The following is a 26408-nucleotide window of genomic DNA, read 5'->3' on the forward strand; positions in this document are numbered from 1 at the left end:
CAGTTGATTTTATATCACTACCTAAATATACTATTAAAAAGGATTTAGGGGTGAGATTTCATGAAGAATAGAAAAACATACTCTGAGATCATGAGGTCACGAGATACTAAAAAGTTTAAAACACCTAGGGAATCGGTATTAGACATATATATTCAAATGATTATTGATGAGAGCCTATTCAAACGAAAAAAAGAGCTTTTGGAAACGAAGGTTAACGAAGCGATTGACACCAGAAATGAAGGTTTGTTTATGAAAGCATCGGCTGAATACCGAAAACTATTTAGTAAAACATTGTAGAATTTTTCTTAAAATCACATAAAAACTGACTAACAAAGATGTTAGCCAGTTTTTTCATGAATCTTACTTCGTGAATTGCGCTTCTTCTGTAGATCCCTTTAAAGCAGTTGTTGAAGATGTTCCACCTGTAATAACCTGGGCAACTTCATCAAAGTACCCTGTTCCCACTTCACGTTGATGTCTTGTAGCTGTATAACCATACTTTTCACTTGCAAATTCAGCTTCCTGAAGCTCTGAATATGCCCCCATTCCTCTTTCTTTATAGCCTCTTGCCAATTCAAACATGCTATGGTTTAAAGCATGGAATCCTGCTAACGTAACAAATTGGAATTTGTACCCCATTTTTCCGATTTCCTTTTGGAAATTCTCAATTGTATCTTCATCAAGCTTTTTCTTCCAGTTAAATGATGGAGAACAATTATATGCTAACATCTTACCAGGGAACCTCTCATGTATGGCATCTGCAAAGCGCTTGGCCTGTTCTAAGTCTGGCTCAGATGTTTCACACCAAATCAAATCAGCATATGGTGCATACGCTAAGCCGCGTGCAATGGCTTGATCAAGTCCTGCTTTTGTCCGGAAGAAGCCTTCTGGTGTTCGTTCACCTGTAATAAATTCCTGATCAACAGGGTCAACATCGCTTGTAATAAGGTCTGCTGCATCAGCATCTGTTCTTGCCACTAAAATCGTTGGAACCCCCATAACGTCGGCTGCAAGTCGTGCAGAAATTAAATTTCGTACGGCAGTTTGCGTTGGCAATAATACCTTTCCACCTAAATGACCACATTTCTTTTCTGATGAGAGCTGGTCTTCAAAATGCACGCCGGCAGCTCCAGCTTCAATCATGCCTTTCATTAACTCAAATACATTCAACTGACCGCCAAAGCCTGCCTCAGCATCGGCCACAATTGGAGCAAACCAATCAATTTCCCCTTCACTCTCTAAATACTGAATTTGATCAGCACGCTGTAAAGCTTGGTTAATTCGCTTTACAACACTTGGCACACTGTTAGCTGGGTATAAGCTTTGGTCCGGATACATATGACCAGATAAATTCGCATCTGCCGCAACCTGCCAGCCACTTAAATAGATGGCCTTAAGACCCGCTTTAACTTGCTGAACAGCTTGATTCCCGGTTAATGCTCCTAGTGCATGAATATAATCCTCTGTATGAAGAAGATACCATAGTTTTTCTGACCCTCTACGCGCTAACGTATGCTCAATATCGATTGAACCGCGTAAGCGAATAACATCCTCTGCATGATAGGGTCTTTCAATACCTTTCCATCTTGAATCCATTTCCCAGCTTTCTTGTAATTTTTGAACTCTTTCGTTTGTCATTTTAAATTCCTCCTTATATTCTTGTAATTTATAAAATTTCATAACCTGGTATAGTCAAAAATTCTACGAACTCATCATTTGTAATTAATTCCTCAAAAAGATTTATTGCTTCCGCGAAACGGCCTGCTTCAAATGCTTCACTACCGATTTCTTGTTTTATTTTTTCAAGTTCTTCTTCTTGGAGTTGTTGGACAAGCTCAAATGTGACCTTTCTGCCATCCTCTAAAATCCCTTTTGGATGGCGTATCCACTGCCATAGTTGTGCTCTTGAAATTTCTGCTGTAGCCGCATCCTCCATGAGGTTATGAATCGGTGCTGCACCATATCCGCGAAGCCATGATTCGATATATTGAATCCCCACATTGATATTCGTACGTACCCCCAGCTCGGTTATGCTGCCTTTGGGTACAGCAATAAGATCCTCGGCAGTCACTTGAACATCCTCACGTTTCTTATCGATTTGGTTAGGTCCTAGCATCATTGTATTAAAGACCTGCCTAGCAACGTGTACAAGCCCTGGGTGAGCAACCCATGTACCGTCATGGCCATTATTTGCTTCACGTTCTTTATCCGCACGTACTTTATTAAAGGCTTCCTCGTTTGCTAGTGGATTGTTTTTTACTGGTATCTGGGCAGCCATTCCACCAATCGCATGGCATTCTCGCTTATGACAGGTCTTAATGACATGCTGTGAATACGCACTCATAAATGGAACTGTCATCGTGACTTCTGATCGGTCTGGTAAAATCACATTCTCTACATTTCGAAATCTCTTTAAATAGCTAAAAATATAATCCCATCTTCCACAATTGAGACCAGCAGAGTGTTCTTTTAGTTCATATAAAATTTCATCCACTTCAAAGGTTGCAAGAATTGTTTCAATTAGAACAGTAGCTTTAATCGTTCCTTGGGGAATTCGTAGCTCCTTTTGCGAAAAGGTAAATACATCATTCCACAGTCTTGCTTCTAGATGGCTTTCCATCTTCGGTAGATAGAAATAAGGCCCACTTCCATTCTCGATTAACACACTCGCATTATGATAAAAATAAAGTCCAAAATCTAGTAAACTCGCAGAGATTCTCTTCCCCTCAAGTTCAATATGCTTCTCATCTAAATGCCAGCCTCGTGGACGAACAAAAAGTGTTGCAATGTCATCGTTTAATTGATACGTTTTTCCGTTTGGATTTTCAAATGTAATCGTCCTTCTTACAGCATCCCGTAAATGAATCTGCCCCTCGATCACGTTATTCCAAGTAGGTGCATTAGCATCCTCAAAATCTGCCATAAAAACTTTAGCTCCTGAGTTCAATGCATTAATGATCATTTTTCGGTCGACAGGTCCAGTAATCTCAACGCGACGATCTTGTAGGTCTTTTGGAACCGGAGCAACTGTCCAATCCCCATTCCGAATATGTTCTGTTTCAGATAAAAATGTGGGCATGATTCCTTTGTCGATTTCCCGCTGTCTTTGCTGTCTCTTTTCTAATAATTGTTTTCTTCTTTCACCGAAGTTCCGTTCTAGTTTTTCTATGAAGTTTAATGCCTGAGGTGTCAAAATTTCTTCATACTGCTCATTCATTTTTCCTGTAATCTGAAGTCCTGAGGTTTGTATCGTCATTTTGTCCCAAACACACCTTCCTTGTATTGTTATAATACAGTTTTTTAATACTAAAAGTATTATATAACAGACTTTCCAGAAATGGAACATATTTCTGTAAATTTTTATATAACAATTTTTAAATTAGTAATTCTGTACTATAACAACACTACAGTAAAAAAACCTTGCTTACAGAAATAGATCCGTAAACAAGGTTCCTTCGTTTATTTTTCACCCTTTTCAAATTCGTTTGTATACGTAATTCTCTCAAGCATTGTTGGGTGTCCATATCGGAAAATTTTAACTAGGAATGGTGGGTTCACTTGGCTTAGGCCTGCTTTTGATAATTCCTGGAATGACGAGACTGCCGCCTTGTTATCCTCGGTCATTTCAAGTGCATATAAATCAGCTGACTTTTCCTGGTGTCTTGAAACTGCGTTCGAAACCGGATCGGATACAAAACTTAATACCGAAATTAATAATAAAAACACGGGCAAAACCGCAATATCTTTGACACTTGAAATTTTAAATATATGACCCCATTTACGAATCATAAAGGTCATGAGTTTACTGATAATAAAGAGTCCCACTAAGGTTAACAGCAAATACCCCGCAATTCCGACGTAAATATGTTTCATCACGTAATGTCCCATCTCATGGGCCATAATGAATAAAATTTCATCTTCATTTAGTCGCTGAAGAGTCGTATCCCAAAGCACAATTCGAGAATTAGAGCCAATTCCTGTTACATATGCATTCAACGCATTTGTCTTTTCAGACATATTCACTTCAAATACATGGTCTGCCGGGATATCTGCACGATCAGCCATCTCAAGAATTTTCGTTTCCAATTCTTTATTTGTTAATGGGAAAAAGTCATTATACAATGGGTCAATAATAACTGGCTGTACAAACATCAGAAACATTGAAAATGGAATCGACAGCAGCCATGCATGAAACCACCATCTTTTTTCATTTCTGCGAATTAACCAGAACAAGACGCCCACAATTACAATCATTAATGCATAATTCACCCAAAAATCAATCAGGAGATCCTTCATCCAGCTTTGTGTGGATTGAACGGTAATATTATACGTTTTTGAAACATTGTAGCTAATCCAAGAAAGTGGAAAGGATAATACTTCGACCAGCAAAGATAACCAAAATAGATAAATCGCCGTTTGTAGAATCGAAAATTTAGCCGATACTTTTGACCAATCACGAAACTTTGCAGAAATACCGATCACAAGTACCAGTATATAAATTAACCATTCGAATGGTATGTTCAGGAAAAACAACAGGTTCCTGATTTGTGAATACTCTTCACTTAATAATAGTTCACGTTCATTCATAAATGTCTGTGGGTCCGCCGGACTTCCTTTTAGCTGAGCAGGAATGTCTGTATTTGCTCCAAAAAATAAATACCATGCTATAAATAGCCCAAAAACAAGATAAATTCCAAATGACCAACCGATTACTTTTTTCACTAAGCTGTCCCCCTTTATGTACAACCCTCTTACTGTATTTTAGTTTAATTTAATGCTAGTTAGAACATTGACTTTTACTATCATCCATTTTAGACAAAGATAAGTCTTGAAAAACGAGTTGATTTTTTTAAGAGAATTAGATATTCTATTTAAAATATATCTGAAATTCAATGATGAAGAGAGTAGTCATGATGTAGGCCAATAGCGAGTTGGGGACGGTGGAAGCCCAATGGTGAAATCAAGATGAACCGCACTTCTGAGAAGTTCACCTGAATATGATGTAGGGTGTGCCGGGGGAACCCGTTACTTATTAAGCTTGGTTCATCATGAACAAATGGAGTGGTACCGCGGGTAAATCTCGTCTCTTTTTTAGAGACGGGATTTTTTTATTTTAGATTGGGGGGTTAATTATGAATGTCATAAAAACGTATGCCAAAGAAATATCGAATCAACTTAAGGGTGCCTTAACATACGACGAAGTTTTAAAGTTGATTGAAAAACCAAAATTTCAAGAACAAGGCGATCTTGCTTTTCCATGCTTTACACTTGCAAAGCAATATAGAAAAGCACCAGCGGTTATTGCACCGGAAATTGCCGCAGCGATACATGGACCACTTTTTGAAAAAATTGTTGCTGAAGGCCCTTATGTCAACTGTTTTCTTAACAAAGAGGAAGTGAGTAAACACGTCATTCAAACCATTCTAACTAAAGGTTCTCAATATGGAGGCCATAATCTTGGGGAAGGTAAAACTATTACAATTGATTTTTCCTCACCTAATATTGCGAAGCCTTTTTCGATGGGACATTTGCGCTCAACCGTGATAGGGAATGCCCTTGCCAATATTGTGGAGAAATGTGGCTATCAGCCAATTCGAATCAACCATCTTGGTGATTGGGGAACACAATTTGGAAAACTCATTGTGGCATATAAGCTTTGGGGCAATGAGAAAGCGGTTCAAGCGAATCCCATTACTGAACTACTCCAGCTTTATGTACGCTTTCACTCTGAAGCTGAGACGAAGCTGGCCCTTGAAGATAAGGCCAGATTATGGTTCAAAAAACTTGAGGATGGAGACAAAGAAGCGTTATCTCTTTGGGATTGGTTTAGGGAGGAATCGTTAAAGGAATTTTCTCGGATTTATTCCTTACTTGATGTTGATTTTGACTCCTATAATGGTGAGGCATTTTACAATGATAAAATGGATGCTACGATCGAAAGGCTGAATGATGAAAAACTGTTATCTGCATCAGATGGTGCAGAGGTTGTTGATTTATCGGAAGAGAACCTTCCTCCTTGCTTGATTAAGAAATCAGATGGAGCTACTCTTTATGCAACAAGAGATGTAACAGCAGCCATTTATCGGCAAGACAACTACCATTTTAAGAAGGCAATCTATGTGGTTGGTCATGAACAAAGCTTGCATTTTAAACAAATCTTTCTTGTCTTAGAAAAGATGGGATATGAGTGGGCTAACAATATGGTTCATGTTCCATTCGGCTTTATTTTAAAGGACGGAAAGAAAATGTCCACTCGTAAAGGAAAAATTGTTCTTTTGGAAGAGGTCATTCAAGAAGCAATTAGACTCGCAAAGGAAAATATTGAGCAAAAAAATCCATCCCTAAAAAACAAAGAAGAAATTGCGAAAATGGTAGGCGTTGGCGCAATTATTTTCCATGATTTAAAAAATGAACGACTCAACAATATCGAATTTTCACTAGAGGAAATGCTGAAATTTGAAGGTACGACTGGTCCATATGTTCAGTATACACATGCGAGGGCTTGCTCGATTTTACGAAAAGCAGCACTTTCAAGCACACCAATCGTAGGGCTTTCCGATTCTCATAGCTGGGCTGTTGTAAAGCTTCTCACCGAATTCCCAGATATCATCAAAAGAAGTATGCAGCTTTATGAGCCATCTGTTATTGCAAAATATATCATTGAACTTGCTCAAGAGTTTAATAAATATTACAGTCATGTGAAGGTTCTTCATGAAGACGACGAAATGAACGCTCGGATTGCATTGGTCCGTTCTGTTACGATTGTTTTAGAAGAAGGGCTCCGATTACTTGGAGTTAAAGCGCCGGAGGAAATGTAGGAAGCCTAGCAGACTGTTGACAAACGCTCGCGAAGGCTACTTCTATTCGAGTCTTCGATTGGCTGCGTGCCTTGTCTGACAAGCATTTTCAAGACAGTCTGAGGTTAGTAATTTATTTCTTGCTTTCCTGTAAAATATCGTGTAGACAAAGTAAGTACTGACTTTGTCTACACTCTGAGTCTAGGATTTAGTCCTAGGCTTTTATTCTGGATGATATTGATATTTTGTAAGATCAATTGAACGGTTCACAACTTCTATCCCTTCATCCTCAAGAAAGATCATTTGGGCAGCGTGAGTTTCTTCGTCACGGATTGTAATTTCTCCTCTAGAGTTAATCACCCGGAACCAGGGGAGATTGTATTTTTTACTCATTGAGTGGAGAACTCGCACAACCTGTCTTGCGCCCCGCGGACTTCCTGCAAGCTTTGCTATCTGCCCATACGTCATGACCTTTCCTGGGGGGATCTGCTTAATAAGCCTAATAACATTTTCAGTAAATGGTTTCATATTGTTTATTCCTTACATAAAAAATGAATAAATACTTAGTGCAAGAATGGAGCTTAATACGACGACAATGACATTAGCCCCTAAATAAGCGACTATAAAAGCGACTCCTGCACCAATGATTCCAAACCAAATATCTTCATTAATCGTAAAAACCCCCGGAATAATCAGTGCGCCAAGAATGGCGAACGGAACATTTTTTAACACATTTTGTAGGAATGGAGGTAATTTAACCGAGTTAAATACAACAAGAGGCAACATCCTTGGGATATATGTAACAAGCCCCATTCCGATAATCATAAATAGAATTGTCTTATCCATGCTGCTCATCCTCCTCCCTCTTGTTCCAGATTAAACTATTAACCACTTCAACGCCTATTGCTGCCACGAGGGATGCTGCGACAATCGACCAACCAGGCTCTAAGAAAAATGAAAAAATTGCATTCAAAATCGCTGCACTTCCTGCTAGTACAATTACTTTTCTCTGTTTTTTTAACGATGGTACAAGTAACCCGATAAACATCGCATATAAGGCGACTGACATGCTTTGCTGCAACACATAAGGAAGATTTGCACCAATGACATGACCAATCCCTGAAAAAACAACCCAACTTCCATAGGATATGGAAATTACACCAAATAAATAACCAGTAGTAACTGTACCTTCCTTTACCGCAGCAACAGAAAACGTTTCATCTGTAATCCCAAAGGAATAAAATGCTTTTTTAATTGGATGGTCCTCCTCTACCTTTTCATTAAGAGAAGCACACATTAAAAAATGACGAATATTTAAAATGAAAGTCGTAAGTATAATTTCAAAAACGCCAGTTCCTACGGCAATTAATTGTAATGCTATGTATTGTGAAGCACCAGCAAATACGATTATGCTCATCATCACTGTTTCAGCTACCGTAAGCCCTGTCGATTTTGCCAATAAACCGAATGTCAAAGCAACTGGTGCATAGCCAAGTGCAATACTGATGCCTGCTTGAAAACCACTACGGAATTCCGAATGTTTTTTTGTTAGTACTGTAGTTGTCATTCCCCCGTTATTCTCCTTTAAATCGATTTTTATTACTAATTGTCTTAAATTTGGAATACTTTTTCAATGTTTTTGTCTGAAAATTTTATAGAAATGTGGGCTTTCGTTTTTTATTTACGGTCTATCCGTTTTATTTTGATTCTATCGATTTTATTCCATTTCTATCGACTTTAGTAAAATCCCCGCATATAAAAAAAGCGCCTACCACGGGGCGCCCTCACAAAATCTATTTCCCTTTAAAATTAGGTTTCCGTTTTTCATTAAAAGCAGCCAGTGCTTCCACTCGGTCCTCAGTTGGAATGATCACTTCATATGCTTTACGTTCAATTTTAAAGCCCGTATGTAAATCTGTATTCATCCCCTGCTTAATTGCAAATTTGGCTTGCTGTAAGGCAAGTGGACCATTTTTAAGCATCTCATTTGCAAGCTTCATGGAACTTTCCATTAATTCTTCATGTGGCACCACACTTGAAACAATACCATACTCCTTCGCTTCTGTTGCACTAATTCGTTTTGCCGTTAAAATAAGCTCCATTGCCTTTGTTTCACCAATGAGACGTGGAAGTCGTTGGGTTCCCCCTGCTCCCGGAATAATGGCTAGACTCGTTTCCGTTAGTCCCATTTGAGTATTTTCAACTGAAATTCTGAAATCACAGGCTAGTGCAAGTTCCATTCCGCCACCAAATGCATAGCCGTTAATTGCCGCTATTGTCGGCTGTGGCAAATCTCCAATACTCGCAAAAACCTGGCCAATTTTATACACATTTCTTCTGACCTGTGCTTCATTTAATGTCTTTCGCTCCTTTAAATCGGCACCCACACTAAATGCTTTTTCACCTGACCCAGTAATTATGACAACACGAACATCAGCATTCGTACGGATTTCCTCGACGATTTCATCAAGTGTCTTTAGCATTTCGTAATTAAAACAGTTTAAAGCATCCGGGCGATTCAATGTGACAGTTGCTACATGGTTTTCAACTTGGTATAAAACTGTGGTCATGGATACACCTCTTCAATAAAATTTGATATCGCTTACATCCTATTTCGCTTTAGACTGAAAAATTCCTCTAAATTATTTAAAAACAATCTAAAAAAGAACAGGTCAAATTGACCTGCTCTTCCCCTCATTTTGTCACTAAATCCTTTAAAGCACGACGAAGAATTTTTCCAGTTGTATTTTTAGGAAGCTCTTCTATGAATTCTATCTTACTAGGAAGTTTATATTTAGCTAAATGCTCACGACAATAAGCGAGAAGATCATCTTCTGTTAAAGTAGGATTCTTTTTCACAACATAACAGTGGACTGCTTCTCCCTGCTCTGGGTCTGGCACACCCAAAACAGCGGCTTCAACTACGTCAGGGTGATTATAAAGAACTTCTTCAACCTCTCTTGGATAAACATTATATCCGCCAACAATAATCATGTCCTTTTTACGGTCAACGATATAAAAATAGCCTTCATCGTCCATTCGTGCTAAATCACCTGTATAGAGCCAACTATTTCGCAATGCCGCATTACTTTCTTCAGGCATTTTATAATAGCCCTTCATCACATTTGGTCCTCGAACAATCAACTCTCCAACTTGACCTACCGGAACTTCATCGCCATTTTCATCGACAATCTTGTTCTCGACGTTTACAATGTTTGTCCCAATTGAGCCTGGCTTACGTGGACGATCTAAGGGATTAAAGCATGTGACAGGTGATGCTTCAGATAGACCATACCCCTCTGATACAAGAACATTAAACTTCTGTTCAAAGCCTTTTAAAAGGGCAACCGGCATTGCTGCCCCGCCTGAAATACATAAGCGCAACGAGCTTAAGTCGTCTGGATTTCCTTCCGGATACTGAAGAAGGAAATTGTACATTGTTGGAACACCAGCAAAAACCGTAGCTTCATAGTCCCTGGCAAGCTTAAAAATTTCTTTCGGACTAAACTTTGGTACAATTAACATTGTTCCACCACTCATTAATGGGGCATTTAACGCTACTGTTAAGCAGAAGACATGGAACATCGGTAAAGTAGTGATGACTCGGTCTTCCTCGGTAATTTTCAAATAATCCGCAACGTCTCTTGCATTACTATATAAGTTCAGGTGGGTTAACATTGCACCTTTAGGTTTACCGGTCGTACCTGATGTATATAGAATGACGGCAACATCATCATCTTCAAGAACTGGACCAAAAAAAGGAATATCACCCGAACCCACCACCATTGTAAACGATTTCATTTTAGGATAGATCGAAAGTTTTGATACATCTACTTCACTATTTGCCCCCTGTGGAGTTTCGCACACAATTAGGTGTTCTACTTTCGGAAGGTGTTGATTCATCTTTTCAAAAAGTGGAACAAGCAAGTCTAACGTTATGACAGCCCTTACATCTCCGTTATTCACAATATAGCCAATTTCGTCTGGTGTATAGATTGGATTTATCGGAATTACCGTTGCGCCTAAACGAAGTGCACCGTAAAAACCAATCACAAAATGTGGTGTATTCCCCAATACGAGAGCAATGTGATCTCCCTTCTTTATTCCGAGCTTTTCTAAACCACTTGCAAACTTTGAAACTGCACCATCTAATTCAGCATATGTACTAATAGTCTCTTGAAAAATGTACGCTGGTTTGTCGAAGTATTTCTTAGCTGTTTCCCCTAGTTGAGTTGATAGATTCAAATTTTTCCCTCCCATGGTCAAACCAATGAATGAATAATCATTCATTAAATGACAAAAAATAATATTCTAAATATATTATATTGAAAGAAAGTTTTTCTATCAAGACGTAAAATGTATTTTTAAATGATGACGGGTAAGAAATCTTACCCGCCAACCGCCTAATTTAGTAAATTAAATTAATAAAATCTTCTTTGGTAATTTTACCGAAATAATGCTGAATGTCCATACCTTCTAAAGCCTTCTCTAACTCGGCTTTTTCATACTTTGTTCCAATTAATCGTTTTTCGATTTCCTCAACATCCCCAACACCAAAGAAATCACCATAAATTTTACAGTTTTCAATTGTTCCTTTTTGAACTTCAAGACGCACATCTATAGAGCCAACTGGGAAACGATGTGTATGTTGGTAATTAAACTTTGGTGATTTTCCGTAGTTCCAATCCCAATTTTGATAACGTTCCTTTGAAATTTCGTGGATTTTTTCCCAATCCTTCTCCGTTAATTTATATTCTGGAATTTCCCCTTCTGTGTTAAAAATGTATTGAAGCAGCATTTGTCTAAATTCTTCAATTGTAATTTTTTCCGTTAGGAATTCACTGATATTAGCAACCCTACTTCTAACAGATTTAATTCCTTTTGATTCAATTTTGTCTTTTTTCACTTTTAAAGCTGAAACGACGTGATCTATTTCTGAATCAAACATAAGAGTTCCATGGCTGAACATTCTACCTCTTGTTGAAAATTGAGCATTTCCGGAGATCTTTCTTCCTTCAACCTCGATATCGTTTCGACCACTTAATTGTGCATTAACCCCAAGCTTATGAAGGGCTTCTATTACAGGTTCAGTGAATTTCTTATAATTGTGGAAGCTTTCCCCATCGTCTTTTGTAATAAAACTAAAATTCAAGTTTCCTAAATCATGATATACAGCTCCACCGCCTGATAAACGGCGGACCACTTTTATTCCATTTTCTTCCACATATTGAGTATTGATTTCCTCAATTGTGTTTTGGTTTTTTCCAATAATGATTGATGGTGCATTAATATAGAATAATAAATACGTTTCATTGATGTCTAAATTTTTGAGTGCGTATTCTTCAATCGCTAAGTTAATTTGTGGATCATTAATTCCTTTATTGTCAATAAATAACATCGTGATTTCACTCCCAAGTTAGTCCTGATTTTGCTAATTTGATATTGCCTGTAAATTGTTCTGAAGCTTGCTTAACAAGGTCTTCATGATTTCCGTAATGAGGCAGATGTGTAATCCACAGTTCTTTAACATCAGCAGCAGCCGCAATTTTCCCAACCTCTGTACTATTCATATGCCCCATATTGGATCCATCTTGATTCGCATAGAGGTTACATTCACATATAAACAGGTCTGCATCCTTCGTAAACGGAATAAACTCATCTATGTAGCTAGAATCCGCTGAAAATACAACAGTTTGTCCACCAGCTATAATTCTCATCGCATAACACACAACCGGATGCTTAGTTTTCATAAAGGATATCGAAAACGGACCAATTTTGATCGTTTCATCGGGATGATAAGCTATCGCTTTTGTATGACCTTTGTGCTCCAATCTTGAAAAGCCTTCTTCGTCAGCTGTATGTCCATAAATTGGCAGTTCCTTTTGTTGATTATGTATCGCACTCGTCACTAGTCTTGCATACTGCATTGGACCGATATCTGCTACATGGTCATGATGATAGTGAGATAAAATAATCGCATCCAGTTCATCAATTGTTATATAGTTTTGAAGCTGTGCTAGTACACCGCTTCCGCAGTCAACAAGAAGTCGAAAACCTTCGTGTTCAAATAAATATCCTGTTGTGGCTTCATTTGCTGACGGAAAACCGCCCCAAAAACCTACCACCGTTACTTTCATAGGATCACCTTTCTCATCTTCTCTTTATCGTTATACATTACACTTCTTCCATGGTTTACCCTATCCAATACCACTATAATCGATACGAAAAAAAATTTCACTTTTTAACGCTTTTGTTACAAAACAGTTATTGACATATTTTTATCTGTTATAGTACACTATAAACAATATAAGAAACGGAGGGGTTAAAATGTTAGTTAAAAGTACAGAATTTTTCAAAAACCTACCACCTAAAAAATGCGTTGAGTGTGGCCATGATATCGAGGAGCAGCATGAGTGCTACGGTAACAAATGTGACCACTGTAATGAAATCAAATGAAAAAGGAAGGCTACGGCCTTCCTTTTTCTGTTCACACCAATACAGGAGTATTTATTTTTAAGTATTCCAGAACCTTTTTAACCGCTTCTTCGCCTTGGTCAATACAATCAGGTAGCCCTAGACCCTCGTATGAGCTTCCTGCTAAAAAGACGCCTGGTAAATGTTCAGTAACATTCTTCTTTACATACTCTACCCGGTCTTTATGACCAACCGTATATTGTGGCATTGCATCTTTCCATCTAGTTACGATTGAAAATTCAGGTTGATCTGTGATGTTCATGGTTTTGTTCAAATCATCGAGTACCACTTTGATAATTTCCTCGTCTGATTGATCTACAATAGCTTCGTCTCCTGCTTTTCCAACATAGCAGCGGAGTAACACTTTTCCTTTAGGTGTTGTATGTGGCCACTTTTTATGTGTCCAAGTAACTGCCGTAATAATATAATCATTATTTCGGGATACAACAAAGCCAGTTCCATCAATGTCCTTTTTAATCGCTTCTTCAGGGAATGCCATTGCTACGGTTGCAACTGATGTTGATGGCATATCCTTAAAGCTATCGAAAAAGGAATATTGATTAAAAATGGACTGCGTCACATGGTGTGGAGTTGCAACAACTACACTATCAGCTGTCATTTCCTCACCATTATTTAGCTTTATCAGATACTGATGGTTATGTTTTTCAATACCTTCGACTTTAATTCCTTTAAACACGGTACCTGGCTCTAGCTTCGCTTCAATTGCATCAATAAATGACTGTAATCCAGTAGTAACCGTTAAGAATTGTCCTTTTGGTGCCGATTTTGCCTCCCCATTAGGCTTTGGTTTTGGTGGTGTTGTTTGCTTCATTCCTAAGATTAGGCTTCGGTATTTTTGCTCAACTTGATAAAATTGAGGGAAAGTCGACATCAAGCTTAATTGGTCAATGTCCCCGGCATAAATTCCAGAAAGTAATGGTTCAATGAGGTTCTCAACGACCTCATCACCAAGTCTTCTTCTAAAAAATTGTCCAAGTGATTGATCGCCCTTTCCAGGTGTTCGTGGCAATACAAAATCCATTGCCGCTCTCAATTTTCCTATCGGAGTGAACAAACCTGTTGTTATGAACGGACCAATTTGGGTTGGGATCCCCATAATCGATCCACCAGGCATTGGATGGAGCTTTCCATTTACAAGAACATATGATTTACCAGCAGTATTATTGACCAATTTATCCCCTAGACCGACCTCATTGACAAGTCGTGAGGCACTTTTTTTCCTTGCTAAAAAGGAATCCGGACCTCTTTCAATCACAAAGCCATCACGTTCAACGGTCTGCACTTTTCCACCTAATCGATGGCTTGCTTCCAAAAGTGTACAATTGATATCTAAGCCCTTCTCCTTTGTTTCTTTTTGGAGATAATAAGCTACTGTTAAACCAGTAATCCCACCACCTATTACGACTACTTTTTGATTACTCACTTAACATCGCCTTCTTTCAATCGGATGTTCAAAAAGTTCGGTGAATATGACGCATCGAATTTCTGCGTTGGCTTGCTTCTTCGGTCCTCACGTATTAACTGCATACGCTCCGGTCCTCAAAGCTACGCCGCCTTGAAATTTCGACGAACAGGACGTGCTAGTGTCGACAATGCCACAGGATGTGGCGTTTTTGTCGACGCGGTCCTCTTCATCCTTCTTTTTGAACTTTATATAAACGTCTCTCTATATTATTTGTGTAGTTCTTTTAAAACGACAGTTGCCAAACAATCGATAAATTCGGGTTTCGCATTTGGCATTTCTGGGCGGTAATAGCTTACACCTAGCTCCTCTGTTACAACCTTACACTCGTAATCATTGTCATATAGAACTTCTAAGTGATCTGCAACGAAACCTACTGGGATGTAAACAAACGCTTTGTAGCCTTTTTCATTATACAGGTCTCTCGTTAAATCTTGAACATCAGGACCTAACCATGGCTCAGGTGTATTTCCAGCACTTTGCCAGCCGATTTCAACATTTTTCACACCAGCTGCTTCTGCAATTAAATCAGCTGTTTCTTGTAATTGGCTTGGATATGGATCGCCTGCTGCTATGATCTTTTCAGGAAGGCTATGTGCTGAAACAATTAATACTGCATGTTCACGTTCTTCTTCAGTCATTGAAGCAAAGGTTTGTTTCACCTGGTTTGCCCAGTACTCAATAAATTTAGGCTCTTTATACCAGCTTTCTACGGATGTAATTGTCGGTCCGCCAAGATTTTCTGCCTCTTCTTTGGCACGGCCATTATAGGCTTTCACACTAAAGGTTGAAAAATGAGGTGCAAGGACAAGACTGACTGCCTCCTCAATTCCATCTTCATGCATTTGTGCAACAGCATCCTCGATGAAAGGCTCGATATGTTTCAAGCCTTGGTACATTTTAAACTCAATGTCGTCTTGAATTTGATTTAAATGCTCTTCAAGTGCTTTAGCTTGTTCAGTTGTAATTTTTGCAAGTGGTGAAATTCCACCAATCGCTTCATAACGACTGCGCAAGTCTTCAAGCATTTCTGGTGATGGCTTGCGGCCATGACGAATATGCGTATAATACCGTTCAATATCTTCTTCTTTGTAGGGAGTGCCGTATGCCATTACGAGTAAACCCATTTTCTTTTTTGTCATTAAATACACCTCAAAAAGACTAGATTAATTTTGTTTTGAATATTCGTGGATGAATGTAGTTAGACGCTTTAGAGTCTCAGGTTTTACATCAGGGAATACACCATGTCCAAGATTGAAGATGTAACCCGGTTTCTGCATGCCTTGGTCTAAAATTTCTTTTGCTTTTTCTTCAATAACTTCCCACGGAGCTAATAGAATAGCTGGATCAAGGTTTCCTTGAACTGGTTTTGTGACGCCAAGGTCCCTTGCTTTCATTATTGGGAGTCGCCAATCAAGTCCTACAACATCTAAAGGTAGGTCATTCCATTCTAATGCTAAATGGCTAGCACCTACTCCAAACATAATGAGTGGCACGTTTTCCTCACGAAGTGCCGAGAATATACGATGCATGACTGGTTTAATGAAGTGACGGTAGTCTGCAACATTTAATGCCCCTACCCAAGAGTCAAAAATTTGTACAGCTTTTACACCTGCAGCTATTTGTGACTTCACATATGTAATCGTCATTTCAGCTAATTTATCCATTAGCGCAAACCAAGCTTCTGGCTCTGCGTACATGAAAGCCTTCGTTTTATTATAATTTTTTGAAGGTCCGCCTTCAATCATATAGCTTGCTAGCGTAAATGGTGCTCCAGCAAACCCAATCAATGGTACTGAAAGCTGTTCGGTTGTTAAAAGCTTAATTGTTTCAAGTACATATGGAACATCCTCTTCTGGATGAATTTCTCCAAGCTTTTCAACGTCCTTTACCGAACGAATTGGGTTACTGATAACTGGACCAACACCAGCTTTGATCTCAACATCTACTCCAAGTGCTGGAAGTGGAGACATGATGTCTTTGTAAAGAATTGCAGCATCTACATCATATTGTTCAACTGGAAGTCTAGTGACATAAGCACATAATTCTGGTTGATGAGTAATTTCAAATAAGCCATATTTTTCTTTAATTTTTCTGTATTCAGGTTGGGAGCGTCCAGCCTGGCGCATATACCAGACAGGTACATGTTCAGTCTTTTCTCCTCTAGCCGCCCTTAATAATGTATCATTAAAACCCTTTTGCATATGTATTTACCTACCTTTCAACATCTTCATACAATAGTTACCATCATAGCATAAGTAAGTTTTACTTAATCAAATGCGCCCTTGGCGTATTTGCGTCCAGATTTTCAGACCCATACGAGGTGGGTCACAAAGACGTTGCCACAGGATGTGGCGTTCTTAGCCTTTGATCTTATACTCGAAAATTTTCCTTTGAAAACCTGTGGCATCCGCCGGAGGCTGAACTTTATTCTTAATAAAGTTCAAGATATGTTTCAATTATCCTCACTCTATCACTATAATTGTTTCTACTATCCTTGTATACAAAACCGCGTCAAATGTCAAAAATTTGACGAACATTAAGGGTGGTTAACGGAATTACCACCCTCTTAGTATTATTTATTCGAAAAAAAGGTAGGCTTAACAGATTTCGAATGTGTACCTTCTTCCTTTGTTTGTGAATTATAGGGAACAATAAAATAGGATGGCATTGAAAAAATGTTTACATTTTCAATTTCATACCCCCCTATCCCTCTTACAGAACCCACATATTTTACCGATTTCGAATTTTCCTCATAGATCCGATATTCAATCCGTTCGTCTTCTGAAGGAGTCCAATTTAATGAAACCGTAAATAGCCCTAGCGGCTTAAACGTTAAATTAGCTTTCACATCATCGATTTCGGAAAGTCTTATTGGTGGCTCTAGTTCTTCCACATCCTTCGGCGTCGAAAAAGCTGTGGCTTTTTTCAGCTCTGATTGATCAAGAATTTTCTTGAACAATTTCGTTGGTGAAGAACTTCCCCCTTTTAAATAGTGAGAAGCATCTGTTGAGTCATAACCCATCCATATAGCCCCCACAACAGACGGAGTAAAGCCGACAAACCAAGCATCCTTTATCCCGTTTTCAACACTAGGTAAATTGGTTGTCCCCGTTTTACCAGCAAGTGCACCTGAATAGCTCCCGACTCTTGCTGTTCCGTTATCAACAACCCCTTCAAGCATTCTCGTCATATACCATGCCGTTTGTTTTGAAAATGCTTCGGTCTCGTGCGTGGATGCCTCTCCGATTACTTTACCGTCTCGAGTTTCGATTTTACTTATAACATGTGGTTCGATGACTTTTCCGTCCCGGGCAAAAGCACGATATGCCTTTGCCATTGCAATTGGAGAAATTCCTTCTTTTAATCCACCTAATGCAATCGATAGACCTTGATCTGGAATGGTGATTCCTGTTTTTGTTAAATATTCTTTAGCCGTATCAATTCCAAGTCTGTCCAGCATCCAAACAGCAGGTGCATTTGCTGATTCAATCAATGCATCATACATGGAGATTTTCCCTTTATAAATACCAGATATATTACTTGGTTCATATTCACCATAGGATAGCTTTTTATCAACAAGCATCGAATATGGCTCAAACTCATCTTCTTCCAATGCGGGTCCATATACTGCAAGTGGTTTAATTGTCGAGCCTGGCTGCCGTTTAATCAAGACGCGATTAATGCCCCTGCTAACATAGTGCCTTCCCCCGATACTTGCTAAGACACCACCTGTATCATTATCAAGTAATACGAAAGCCCCTTCGACTTGATCGTCGACTCCCGGAAAATACTTTTTCTCTTTAAAAAGCTCGTATGCTGTTTTTTGAACTTCTAAATGAAGGGGAACTGTGATGGTATAACCACCTCTGAGTAATTCTTCATTTGATAATTTATAGCGAGTCTTCGCCTCTTCAAACACCATGTCAATATAGGTTAATAACGCTGGATCTCTTTCTACCTCATGAATATCGAGAGAAAGTGTCTTTCCTTGGACCCTTACAGCCTCCTCGGGTTGCAAATAACCCTTTTTTTCCATTAAATTAATAACCAAATCCCGTCTTTGTTTGCTTTTTTTAGGATTAAGAATGGGAGAATAAGTTGATGGTGCCTTTGGAATTGCTGCGAGTAGCGCCCCTTCTTCAACGGTTAAATCACTTGCATTTTTATTAAAATAAAACCTTGATGCAGACTGAATGCCATATGCACCATGTCCAAAGTAAATTTGATTTAAATACATTTCAAGAAGTTCCTGCTTGCTGTATTCTTCTTCTAAATTAATGGCGATGATTAATTCCTTCGTTTTTCGAAGAAACGTTTTTTCGTTTGTAAGAAACACATTCTTTGCTAGCTGTTGGGTAATGGTACTGCCACCTTCTACCTTTCCTCCAGCCACAATATCTTTATAAATAGCCCTTCCAATCGCCTGAACGTCTATACCATGATGCTTATAGAAACGAGTGTCTTCCACCGCGATAAACGCCTGTTGTACATATTCCGGAATATCTTTTATTGGTACAATGTCACGATTCTCATAATATAGTTTCGTAATGAATTGGCCATCTTCATCGACTAACTTTGTTGCCGAATTCATAACCAGCTTTTTGTCATCAATGACATAGTCACCTGCATATATGATAAGCAAATACCCACACAATCCAAGGACAAATGAACCGACAATAACTAAAGATGAGAGAAATAATTTCTTTTTCAACTAAATCACTCCTTGGAATAATGATGATAACTGATTTTCTAAATTGGTTATGTTATCTTTTAGTATAACTGTAAAAGTTTCCTACTATGTATTACGTAAAAATAAAGGAGTGGTTACGTGAATTTTTATATAGCGTTTGGAACAGTTGATTTTTTAAATAAGCTCCATGTAAAAAATAAAAATGAAAACATGGCCTTGTTTTATAACAACGAAACAGCCATCCTACTTCATGAAACGACTAGGAAATCGATTTTTGCAGCACCAAGAAAATATGAAGTCCTCTTTGGTGTTGGGTACATACAGGATGTAGGTTTCGCTGCATTTACATATGTACCTGTAACCGATGAAGGCAAGCCACTTTTTGAATACAATATCACCCAAAAGAATTCACTATTAAAAGACACATTGGGATTGCTCGCTTTTCGCATACTTCGGCCAATAAAAAGTGATACCTATGTGATTGCAAGCTTTTGGTTGAAGGAATCTTATTATTTGGATTGGACCCGCTCTCCAGCTTTCGAGGAGCTGGAACAAGTGATTGAAAAAACAAAAGCCGGGATAAGCAAAACCGTCTTTTCCGGACCGGCTTATACAAAAACGTTTCACTCCTTACAAGAAGATTAAAAATTCATGCACACTTCTCACACCTAATCCCCAGCAACATATTCTGTATTACAAACATAGGTAAATGTGTAGTTACCTTTGCTTGAATTCGGAATAGTTGAATGGGGGTTTTACAATGGTAGTGGAATTAACCGCCCTGCATTGGATATATGTTTCGTTTATCCTCTTAATCATCGGTTTTATGGTGATGAGGAGAGACACATCACTGATTTGTATCATCGGCATCTTTTTACTAGCCATTACTGCAACCGGATCGATAAGTGCTTCGATAAGTGGGGTATTCAATAGCTTTATTTATGCAATTACCGAATTACTCTCAACCATTCTCGTCATAGCCATTATTGTTTCGATGAGTAAGGCGTTAACAGTTACGGGTATCAATGATATCATGATTGCTCCGTTTGCAAAACTGATTCGTTCCCCCGCACTTGCTTATTGGACGATCGGAATCGTAATGATGGTCATTTCATGGTTTTTCTGGCCTTCCCCAGCAGTTGCCTTAATCGGTGCAGTTCTTCTGCCTGTTGCCATGCGGGTTGGTCTACCTGCATTAGGAGTGGCGATGGCAATGAACTTATTTGGGCACGGTATTGCATTATCCAGTGATTTTATCATTCAGGCAGCTCCAAAGCTTACTGCAGATGCAGCAGGTCTCGAAGTACTGGAAGTTGTAAAGGCGAGTATTCCATTAGTATTTGTAATGGGGATTGTGACAACAGTCGCAGCCTATATATTCCTTCGTCGCGATATGCGAAAAGGTACCCTTTCAGTTAGTGGAGAATCAAATTATACAAACCCATTAACAAAAGACCTCTCAAAACAGGAAGAACAACAACTAAGAACATTGCTATCTCCAACATCAAAACGCTTCTTCGCAATTTTAATCCCAATTCTATTTGCCTTAGATGTAGCTGCCATGTCTGCATTGAATCTTTCTGGTGGAGATGCAACAGCTCTTGTCGGAGGCACATCCATTTTTATTCTTCTTCTCATATCACTTGTTGCCCATAAAAGTGCTGGGTTAGAAAAAACGACAACCTATTTAATTGAAGGCTTCCAATTTGGATTTAAAGTATTTGGTCCAGTCATTCCAATCGCTGCCTTTTTCTATCTTGGGGACTCGGGTTTTGTGAAGATTATTGGTGATTTCTTACCTGACCACTCACAGGGCATCGTGAACGACCTAGGAGTCAGTCTTGCCTCTGTCGTACCATTAAATGCACCAACTGGAGCCATTACATTAACGATTGTAGGTGCTATTACCGGGTTAGATGGATCAGGTTTTTCTGGGATTTCGTTAGCTGGTTCGCTTGCTGCCTTATTCTCAACCGCAATTGGCGCAGGCGCAGCAACATTAACAGCACTGGGGCAAATTGCCGGCATATGGGTCGGAGGTGGAACTCTTGTACCATGGGCGCTAATCCCTGCAGCAGCAATATGTGGGGTTGACCCATTTGAGCTTGCCAGAAAGAACTTACTTCCAGTCACCATAGGGCTCGTTGTGACGACGATTGTCGCAATGTTTTTGATATAATCCATCCCTTAAAAGAAGCTCTTGTTTTAGGAGAGCTTCTTTTTCTATGTTAATTTATAGAGAGTTTTAATTTTTGGCGCCCGCGGAAAGCGAGTGCCAGAAGCGAAAATCACCAACCAATGTACAACACTCCTAACTATAATAAGCAAATAGCAACAATTTTTAGAAACGAGCCATATTTTTTATTCACTTCAATTCATTAAATATTATGAATCTATGACATTTTTCGATATAATAATATATATTCTACAATTCTTCCTATATTTTTATAATCGGAGAGAGACATGTTAAAACTATTTAACATCACCTTACAAACAAAAATTATTACATTAATTCTTACTTTAATCGTTTTTGTCATTTCGGTACTCACAGGGATGTTTCTTTATTATGAAGCAAAAGACACGAATGAAGAAATGCAAAAGCTAGCTATACAGGCGTCACGCACACTGTCTTTAATACCAATTATGAAAGATGTTTCCCATGAAGACGTACAATCAGGGTCAATGCAAGCTATTACTCAACAAATAGGAAACCAGGCCGGAGCAAATTATGTCCTCATTGAATATAAGGATGGGCTAAATATTTCGTATCCTTCTTACGAAGTTGGTCACTCTGCCTTTGATCCAGAAAACTATAAAGCAATTGTTTTTGGTGGTTATTACACAATAGAAACAAAAAATGAGCTTGGTCACATTTTATGGGGAAAGGCACCTATTTTTGCCGAAAATAACGGACAACAAATCATAGGTGTTGCAAGTGTTGGTTTTTTAAAAAACGAGATTCAACAAAGTATGAATCATAAATTACTTAAAACTCTTATTATAGCAATTATTGTCTTAATAGTTGGGATATTGGGCGGAGTTCTTTTAGCAAAAAGTATTCGAAATGACATCATGGGACTTGAACCACATGAAATCGCTTCCTTATTTAGAGAAAGGAATGCAATCTTAAAATCTGTAAAAGAAGGAATTATCGCAATTGATAACAAGGGATTCATTACCTTACTGAATAATTCTGCAAAACAAATGCTTGGAATCTCAAATGAAAGCATTAACAAACCAATAGCAGAGATTCTACCAAATACAAGAATGCTTCGGGTATTGGATTCAAATATGGTCGAATCCGATGATGAAATGATTATTAACAACCGTGTGTTAATCGTGAACCGTATGCCTATCATCGAAAACGGGAAAACGGTAGGAGTTGTTTCAAGCTTCAGGGATAAAACTGAAATTAAGAAAATGGTGGATACCTTAACGGAGATAAAAAATTATTCCGAAGATTTAAGGGCGCAAACTCATGAATTTACGAATAAATTATATGTTTTATCTGGATTACTCCAGCTCGAACAATACGAACAAGCTATCGCCATGATCCAACAAGAAACAAATCAACTTAATTTTCAAAACGACATTTTGTTTAATCAAATAAAAGACCCCAAACTCCAAGCTATTTTACTTGGAAAGATTGGAAAGGCTTCAGAAAAAAAGGTCAGTTTGGAAATTGATGAAAATAGCTATCTATCAGAATTACCGATCCATATTTCAATTACAGATTGCATCATCATTATTGGAAACCTAATTGACAACGCAATTGACGAGGTTATGCAAGATGAAGGGATTGTGACCTTTTTTGTAACCGATATTGGAAACGACATCGTATTCGAGGTGAGTGATAATGGTAAAGGAATCCCAAACGATAAAATTTCTAATCTCTTTGAAAAAGGAATATCCTCCAAAGCTGAAAAAAACAGAGGCTATGGGCTTTGGAACGTAAAGACCGTTGTGGATAAGTTAAACGGATCAATTGAAGTAGCAAATGGAAAAAATGGTGGAGCGATTTTTTCGGTTTTTCTACCGATGAAAAATCAAATTGATAAGGAGGTAGACTGATGATAAATGTACTTATTGCTGAGGATGACTTTCGAGTAGCATCTATTCATGAACAATTCCTTCAAAAAATTGAAAATGTAAACTTGATAGGGAAATCATCAAACGCAAAAGAAACCCTTGAAATGCTAAAAAAACATGACAATATCGATCTACTCTTATTGGATGTTTATATGCCTGATAAAATGGGAACTGAACTTTTGCCAATCATTCGTAATTTGTATCCAGAAGTAGATATCATAATGATTACTGCTGCTACTGAAAAGAAACATTTGGAGGAATCGCTCAGAAGTGGTGTTTTTCATTACCTTATAAAACCGGTTACAGTCGAAAAGTTTACAGAAACAATAAAAAAGTATATTGAAAAGAAAGAATTGCTTCTAAGCATGAATGAAGTTGATCAGACTTTTGCAGACCATTATTTCGGGGGCAAGTTAATGCAATCTGTTGAAAAGAAAATTCACTACCCAAAAGGTATAGACCCCCTTTCCCTAGAAAAAGTGAGAGAAATTATCATCCAATTGGATTCGGGAATTACAGCTGAAGAAATGGGTGAACGCATGGGAGCATCAAGGACAACAGCAAGACGCTATTTAGAATATCTAGCATCAACAAATGAGGTAACTGCAGAACTTGAATATGGGATTGTAGGTAGGCCAGAACGAAAATATTCAAAACTAAAATAGTCTTTAAGCATCTTGAAATGGATTCAAGATGCTTTTTTGTGAACAAAATGAACAATAAGATTTTATCGGTTTTTATATAACTTATTTTGAAAACGGTTACAAATTTGTGTCTGAATTTTAAAATAAACACATTAGCATAACTAGCAATTTTATTTCATTTAAGGGGTGTATAAAAAAGAAAGATAAGTTTTCAACAATAAAATGTTTACAGAAAGGAAGGTTAAAAAAATGGGGGCAACTAGATTAATTCTACCGATTATTTCAATTCTAATTAGCATTATTTACTTTATATCAACTATTAATCTGCCAAAGGCCAAATTGGGAGATCCAAATGGTCCTCTCTATTTTCCATTAATAGTTAGTATTTTTCTTTTTATAGTAAGTGTCATTTATTTCATAAAAGAATTAAGAAATCACTATCCAAAAAATGATGAAGTAAAGTTATTGTTCAAAGGTAGGGTTCCCTTTTTAATTATTTCTACATTGGTAATATCATTGATTTATACTCTCATTTTTGAAAGAGTAGGATTCTTAATCTCCACAATACTCTTTATGGCGGCAATTTTATTTATTGTGAATGGGAAAGAAAAATGGAAGGTTAACATTAGTGTAGCTGTTTTATTTAGTTTGGGATCATGGTACGCCTTTTCTCAACTTCTAGACGTCAGCTTACCGTAGATCAAGGGGGGATAACATGGATATACAAGGAATTCTTGAAGGATTTGCAACGGTACTAAGACCAGAAAATATACTATTCGTTGTATTCGGCGGATTTTTAGGAACAATTGTTGGTATGCTTCCAGGCTTAGGACCGGCAACAGCAATTGCGGTTTTAATCCCGGTTACTTTCGGTATGGATCCGACAAGTGCGTTGATTTTGATGGCAACTATTTATTATGGTGCCATGTATGGCGGATCATTAAGTTCCATTTTAATTAACACACCTGGTGACGGATCAGCTGTTGCTGCAACATTTGATGGCTATCAGATGGCAAAAGCAGGTCGTGCAGGCCCAGCGATTGCAATTACTGCAATTGGATCACTTATTGGTGGTTTTGTCGCTGTTATAGGTTTTATGTTTTTAGCAAAGCCTTTATCAAATTTCGCCTTACAGTTTGGACCGGCCGAATACTTTTTATTAATGCTTTTCACATTATCTGCTGTCGTTTCATTATCCATTGGAAATATGACTAAAGGGTTTATTTCAATGGGAATTGGTCTAGTATTAGCAACTGTTGGTATTGACCTTCAGACAGGAGTACACCGTTTTACATTTGGCAATGTTCATTTAAGTGATGGGATTAACTTCTTAGTTATCATTATTGGTATTTATGCTATTGGGGAAATTTTATACAACTACTTAACGATTGATAATCCACTTGGCAAGAAAAATACATTAGGACGAGTGTGGATTACTAAAGATGACTGGAAACGTTCAAAGTGGCCAATGTTTCGTAGTTCCCCACTAGGCTTTATCGTTGGTATTCTACCTGGTGCTGGAGGAGCAATTGCTTCATTAATGGCCTACAGTACGGAAAAACAACTATCAAAACATCCTGAAAAATTCGGAAAAGGGGCAATTGAAGGGCTAGCTGCCCCTGAAACAGCAAACAACGCCGCAGCGGTCGGTGCGTTCGTTCCACTATTAACCATGGGTATCCCAGGTTCTGGAACAACTGCCGTAATGCTAGGAGCACTTGTCATGCTTGGTGTTAAACCAGGACCTCTTCTCTTCGAAAGTGATCCTAATATGGTATGGAGCTTAATCGATAGTATGTTTTTAGGTAATATTTTCTTATTTTTAATCAACATATTTATGGTTGGTGTGTTTATTAAGATCTTAGATGTACCTGCAAAAGTTCTTTATCCGATTATTTTAGTCCTAGCATTTATTGGGGCTTACACAATGAACTACACTATAATAGATTTCTATATCCTAATTATTTTCGGAGTCATTGGTTTATTCTTGAAATTATACGACTTTCCAATTGCTCCAATGATTTTAGCATTAATTGTTGGAACAGATATGGAACAAAACTTTAGAAAAAGCATTGTTGCTGGACATGGTAATCTAGATATCTTTGTTAGTTCACCTATCTCAATTACATTATTAATTTTAACTTTATTATCACTTACTTACCCATTATTCATGAACAGCAGAAGAAAGAAAAAGGCAGATTTAAACGAAAATAGCTCCTTATAATTTA

The 26408-nt window shown here is 38.0% G+C and carries 23 protein-coding genes and 1 other annotated feature; of the genes, 9 read left to right on the forward strand and 14 right to left on the reverse strand.

Annotation, left to right across the window (positions count from 1 at the left end; all coding sequences use genetic code 11):
- Positions 1-60 precede the first annotated feature (60 nt).
- Positions 61-297 (forward strand): IDEAL domain-containing protein, encoded by a 237-nt coding sequence (locus DZB84_RS05390; protein WP_116351232.1) that lies wholly within the window; start codon positions 61-63, stop codon positions 295-297.
- Positions 298-360: 63 nt separating this feature from the next.
- Here the strand turns inward: DZB84_RS05390 and aceA are convergent, their stop codons facing one another.
- The 3 genes from aceA to DZB84_RS05405 all read right to left on the reverse strand — a co-directional run bounded on the left by aceA (position 361) and on the right by DZB84_RS05405 (position 4722).
- Positions 361-1638 carry an isocitrate lyase gene (gene aceA / locus DZB84_RS05395; RefSeq protein WP_116351233.1) on the reverse strand — a complete coding sequence of 426 codons (1278 nt, stop codon included), beginning with the start codon at positions 1636-1638 and terminating at the stop codon, positions 361-363.
- Between the two features lie 28 nt (positions 1639-1666).
- The gene (gene aceB, locus DZB84_RS05400; protein ID WP_116351234.1) at positions 1667-3256 is read right to left on the reverse strand and encodes a malate synthase A; all 1590 of its coding nucleotides are present in this window, start codon (positions 3254-3256) and stop codon (positions 1667-1669) included.
- 203 nt (positions 3257-3459) lie between these two features.
- Complete coding sequence (locus DZB84_RS05405; protein WP_116351235.1) at positions 3460-4722, reverse strand: M48 family metallopeptidase; 1263 nt, start codon at positions 4720-4722, stop codon at positions 3460-3462.
- A gap of 161 nt (positions 4723-4883) precedes the next feature.
- Positions 4884-5091, forward strand: a binding site (T-box leader).
- A gap of 41 nt (positions 5092-5132) precedes the next feature.
- On the opposite strand from DZB84_RS05405, the gene argS reads away from it, so the two are divergent.
- Positions 5133-6818: an arginine--tRNA ligase gene (gene argS / locus DZB84_RS05410; RefSeq protein ID WP_116351236.1), complete on the forward strand. Its 1686-nt coding sequence runs from the start codon at positions 5133-5135 to the stop codon at positions 6816-6818.
- Positions 6819-7019: 201 nt separating this feature from the next.
- Here the strand turns inward: argS and DZB84_RS05415 are convergent, their stop codons facing one another.
- From DZB84_RS05415 to DZB84_RS05445, 7 genes are all read right to left on the reverse strand, one after another.
- Positions 7020-7325: an MGMT family protein gene (locus DZB84_RS05415; RefSeq protein WP_116351237.1), complete on the reverse strand. Its 306-nt coding sequence runs from the start codon at positions 7323-7325 to the stop codon at positions 7020-7022.
- Positions 7326-7337: 12 nt separating this feature from the next.
- Positions 7338-7643: an AzlD domain-containing protein gene (locus DZB84_RS05420; RefSeq protein WP_116351238.1), complete on the reverse strand. Its 306-nt coding sequence runs from the start codon at positions 7641-7643 to the stop codon at positions 7338-7340.
- The gene (locus DZB84_RS05425; RefSeq protein WP_116351239.1) at positions 7636-8364 is read right to left on the reverse strand and encodes an AzlC family ABC transporter permease; all 729 of its coding nucleotides are present in this window, start codon (positions 8362-8364) and stop codon (positions 7636-7638) included. Before DZB84_RS05425 ends, DZB84_RS05420 begins: the two co-directional genes overlap by 8 nt.
- Before the next feature lie 226 nt (positions 8365-8590).
- Complete coding sequence (locus DZB84_RS05430; protein WP_116351240.1) at positions 8591-9367, reverse strand: enoyl-CoA hydratase; 777 nt, start codon at positions 9365-9367, stop codon at positions 8591-8593.
- A gap of 124 nt (positions 9368-9491) precedes the next feature.
- The gene (locus DZB84_RS05435) at positions 9492-11042 is read right to left on the reverse strand and encodes a fatty acid--CoA ligase family protein (protein ID WP_116351241.1); all 1551 of its coding nucleotides are present in this window, start codon (positions 11040-11042) and stop codon (positions 9492-9494) included.
- Between the two features lie 163 nt (positions 11043-11205).
- Positions 11206-12195: a lipoate--protein ligase gene (lplA, locus tag DZB84_RS05440; protein WP_116351242.1), complete on the reverse strand. Its 990-nt coding sequence runs from the start codon at positions 12193-12195 to the stop codon at positions 11206-11208.
- Between the two features lie 7 nt (positions 12196-12202).
- Positions 12203-12934: an MBL fold metallo-hydrolase gene (locus tag DZB84_RS05445; RefSeq protein ID WP_116351243.1), complete on the reverse strand. Its 732-nt coding sequence runs from the start codon at positions 12932-12934 to the stop codon at positions 12203-12205.
- 190 nt (positions 12935-13124) lie between these two features.
- Between DZB84_RS05445 and yhfH the strand changes: the two genes are divergently transcribed.
- Positions 13125-13253 carry a protein YhfH gene (gene yhfH / locus DZB84_RS05450; RefSeq protein WP_116351244.1) on the forward strand — a complete coding sequence of 43 codons (129 nt, stop codon included), beginning with the start codon at positions 13125-13127 and terminating at the stop codon, positions 13251-13253.
- A gap of 31 nt (positions 13254-13284) precedes the next feature.
- On the opposite strand, the gene hemY is transcribed toward yhfH, so the two are convergent.
- The 4 genes from hemY to DZB84_RS05470 form a co-directional block, all read right to left on the reverse strand.
- Positions 13285-14715: a protoporphyrinogen oxidase gene (gene hemY / locus DZB84_RS05455; RefSeq protein WP_116351245.1), complete on the reverse strand. Its 1431-nt coding sequence runs from the start codon at positions 14713-14715 to the stop codon at positions 13285-13287.
- A 248-nt stretch (positions 14716-14963) separates the two neighbouring features.
- A complete protein-coding gene (gene hemH, locus DZB84_RS05460; RefSeq protein WP_116351246.1) occupies positions 14964-15896 on the reverse strand; it encodes a ferrochelatase in 933 nt (310 codons plus the stop codon).
- Between the two features lie 24 nt (positions 15897-15920).
- The gene (gene hemE / locus DZB84_RS05465; protein ID WP_116351247.1) at positions 15921-16958 is read right to left on the reverse strand and encodes a uroporphyrinogen decarboxylase; all 1038 of its coding nucleotides are present in this window, start codon (positions 16956-16958) and stop codon (positions 15921-15923) included.
- A gap of 371 nt (positions 16959-17329) precedes the next feature.
- A complete protein-coding gene (locus DZB84_RS05470; protein WP_116351248.1) occupies positions 17330-19468 on the reverse strand; it encodes a transglycosylase domain-containing protein in 2139 nt (712 codons plus the stop codon).
- Between the two features lie 117 nt (positions 19469-19585).
- Between DZB84_RS05470 and DZB84_RS05475 the strand changes: the two genes are divergently transcribed.
- From DZB84_RS05475 to DZB84_RS05500, 6 genes are all read left to right on the forward strand, one after another.
- Positions 19586-20092 carry an antibiotic biosynthesis monooxygenase gene (locus DZB84_RS05475; RefSeq protein ID WP_116351249.1) on the forward strand — a complete coding sequence of 169 codons (507 nt, stop codon included), beginning with the start codon at positions 19586-19588 and terminating at the stop codon, positions 20090-20092.
- A gap of 115 nt (positions 20093-20207) precedes the next feature.
- Complete coding sequence (locus tag DZB84_RS05480; RefSeq protein WP_116351250.1) at positions 20208-21626, forward strand: hypothetical protein; 1419 nt, start codon at positions 20208-20210, stop codon at positions 21624-21626.
- Between the two features lie 284 nt (positions 21627-21910).
- A complete protein-coding gene (locus DZB84_RS05485) occupies positions 21911-23518 on the forward strand; it encodes an ATP-binding protein (protein WP_116351251.1) in 1608 nt (535 codons plus the stop codon).
- Positions 23518-24201, forward strand: coding sequence for a response regulator (locus tag DZB84_RS05490; protein WP_116351252.1), 684 nt, complete (start codon positions 23518-23520; stop codon positions 24199-24201). Before DZB84_RS05485 ends, DZB84_RS05490 begins: the two co-directional genes overlap by 1 nt.
- A 228-nt stretch (positions 24202-24429) precedes the next feature.
- The gene (locus tag DZB84_RS05495) at positions 24430-24879 is read left to right on the forward strand and encodes a tripartite tricarboxylate transporter TctB family protein (protein WP_116351253.1); all 450 of its coding nucleotides are present in this window, start codon (positions 24430-24432) and stop codon (positions 24877-24879) included.
- A gap of 16 nt (positions 24880-24895) precedes the next feature.
- Positions 24896-26404 (forward strand): tripartite tricarboxylate transporter permease, encoded by a 1509-nt coding sequence (locus DZB84_RS05500; RefSeq protein WP_189655156.1) that lies wholly within the window; start codon positions 24896-24898, stop codon positions 26402-26404.
- The last annotated feature ends 4 nt before the right edge of the window (positions 26405-26408 follow it).

The organism is Bacillus sp. HNG (genome assembly GCF_003400205.1).
Classification (GTDB): domain Bacteria; phylum Bacillota; class Bacilli; order Bacillales; family Bacillaceae_L; genus Ferdinandcohnia.

Coding starts and splice junctions, on each gene's coding strand:
- yhfH (WP_116351244.1), top strand. CDS start 13,125: ATGTTAGTTAAAAGTACAGAATTTTTCAAAAACCTACCACCTAAAAAA.
- DZB84_RS05500 (WP_189655156.1), top strand. CDS start 24,896: ATGGATATACAAGGAATTCTTGAAGGATTTGCAACGGTACTAAGACCA.
- DZB84_RS05390 (WP_116351232.1), top strand. CDS start 61: ATGAAGAATAGAAAAACATACTCTGAGATCATGAGGTCACGAGATACT.
- lplA (WP_116351242.1), bottom strand. CDS start 12,195: ATGTTATTTATTGACAATAAAGGAATTAATGATCCACAAATTAACTTA.
- DZB84_RS05415 (WP_116351237.1), bottom strand. CDS start 7,325: ATGAAACCATTTACTGAAAATGTTATTAGGCTTATTAAGCAGATCCCC.
- hemH (WP_116351246.1), bottom strand. CDS start 15,896: ATGACAAAAAAGAAAATGGGTTTACTCGTAATGGCATACGGCACTCCC.
- DZB84_RS05490 (WP_116351252.1), top strand. CDS start 23,518: ATGATAAATGTACTTATTGCTGAGGATGACTTTCGAGTAGCATCTATT.
- DZB84_RS05485 (WP_116351251.1), top strand. CDS start 21,911: ATGTTAAAACTATTTAACATCACCTTACAAACAAAAATTATTACATTA.
- DZB84_RS05480 (WP_116351250.1), top strand. CDS start 20,208: ATGGTAGTGGAATTAACCGCCCTGCATTGGATATATGTTTCGTTTATC.
- argS (WP_116351236.1), top strand. CDS start 5,133: ATGAATGTCATAAAAACGTATGCCAAAGAAATATCGAATCAACTTAAG.
- DZB84_RS05495 (WP_116351253.1), top strand. CDS start 24,430: ATGGGGGCAACTAGATTAATTCTACCGATTATTTCAATTCTAATTAGC.
- DZB84_RS05425 (WP_116351239.1), bottom strand. CDS start 8,364: ATGACAACTACAGTACTAACAAAAAAACATTCGGAATTCCGTAGTGGT.
- DZB84_RS05445 (WP_116351243.1), bottom strand. CDS start 12,934: ATGAAAGTAACGGTGGTAGGTTTTTGGGGCGGTTTTCCGTCAGCAAAT.
- DZB84_RS05430 (WP_116351240.1), bottom strand. CDS start 9,367: ATGACCACAGTTTTATACCAAGTTGAAAACCATGTAGCAACTGTCACA.
- aceB (WP_116351234.1), bottom strand. CDS start 3,256: ATGACGATACAAACCTCAGGACTTCAGATTACAGGAAAAATGAATGAG.
- hemE (WP_116351247.1), bottom strand. CDS start 16,958: ATGCAAAAGGGTTTTAATGATACATTATTAAGGGCGGCTAGAGGAGAA.
- DZB84_RS05420 (WP_116351238.1), bottom strand. CDS start 7,643: ATGGATAAGACAATTCTATTTATGATTATCGGAATGGGGCTTGTTACA.
- aceA (WP_116351233.1), bottom strand. CDS start 1,638: ATGACAAACGAAAGAGTTCAAAAATTACAAGAAAGCTGGGAAATGGAT.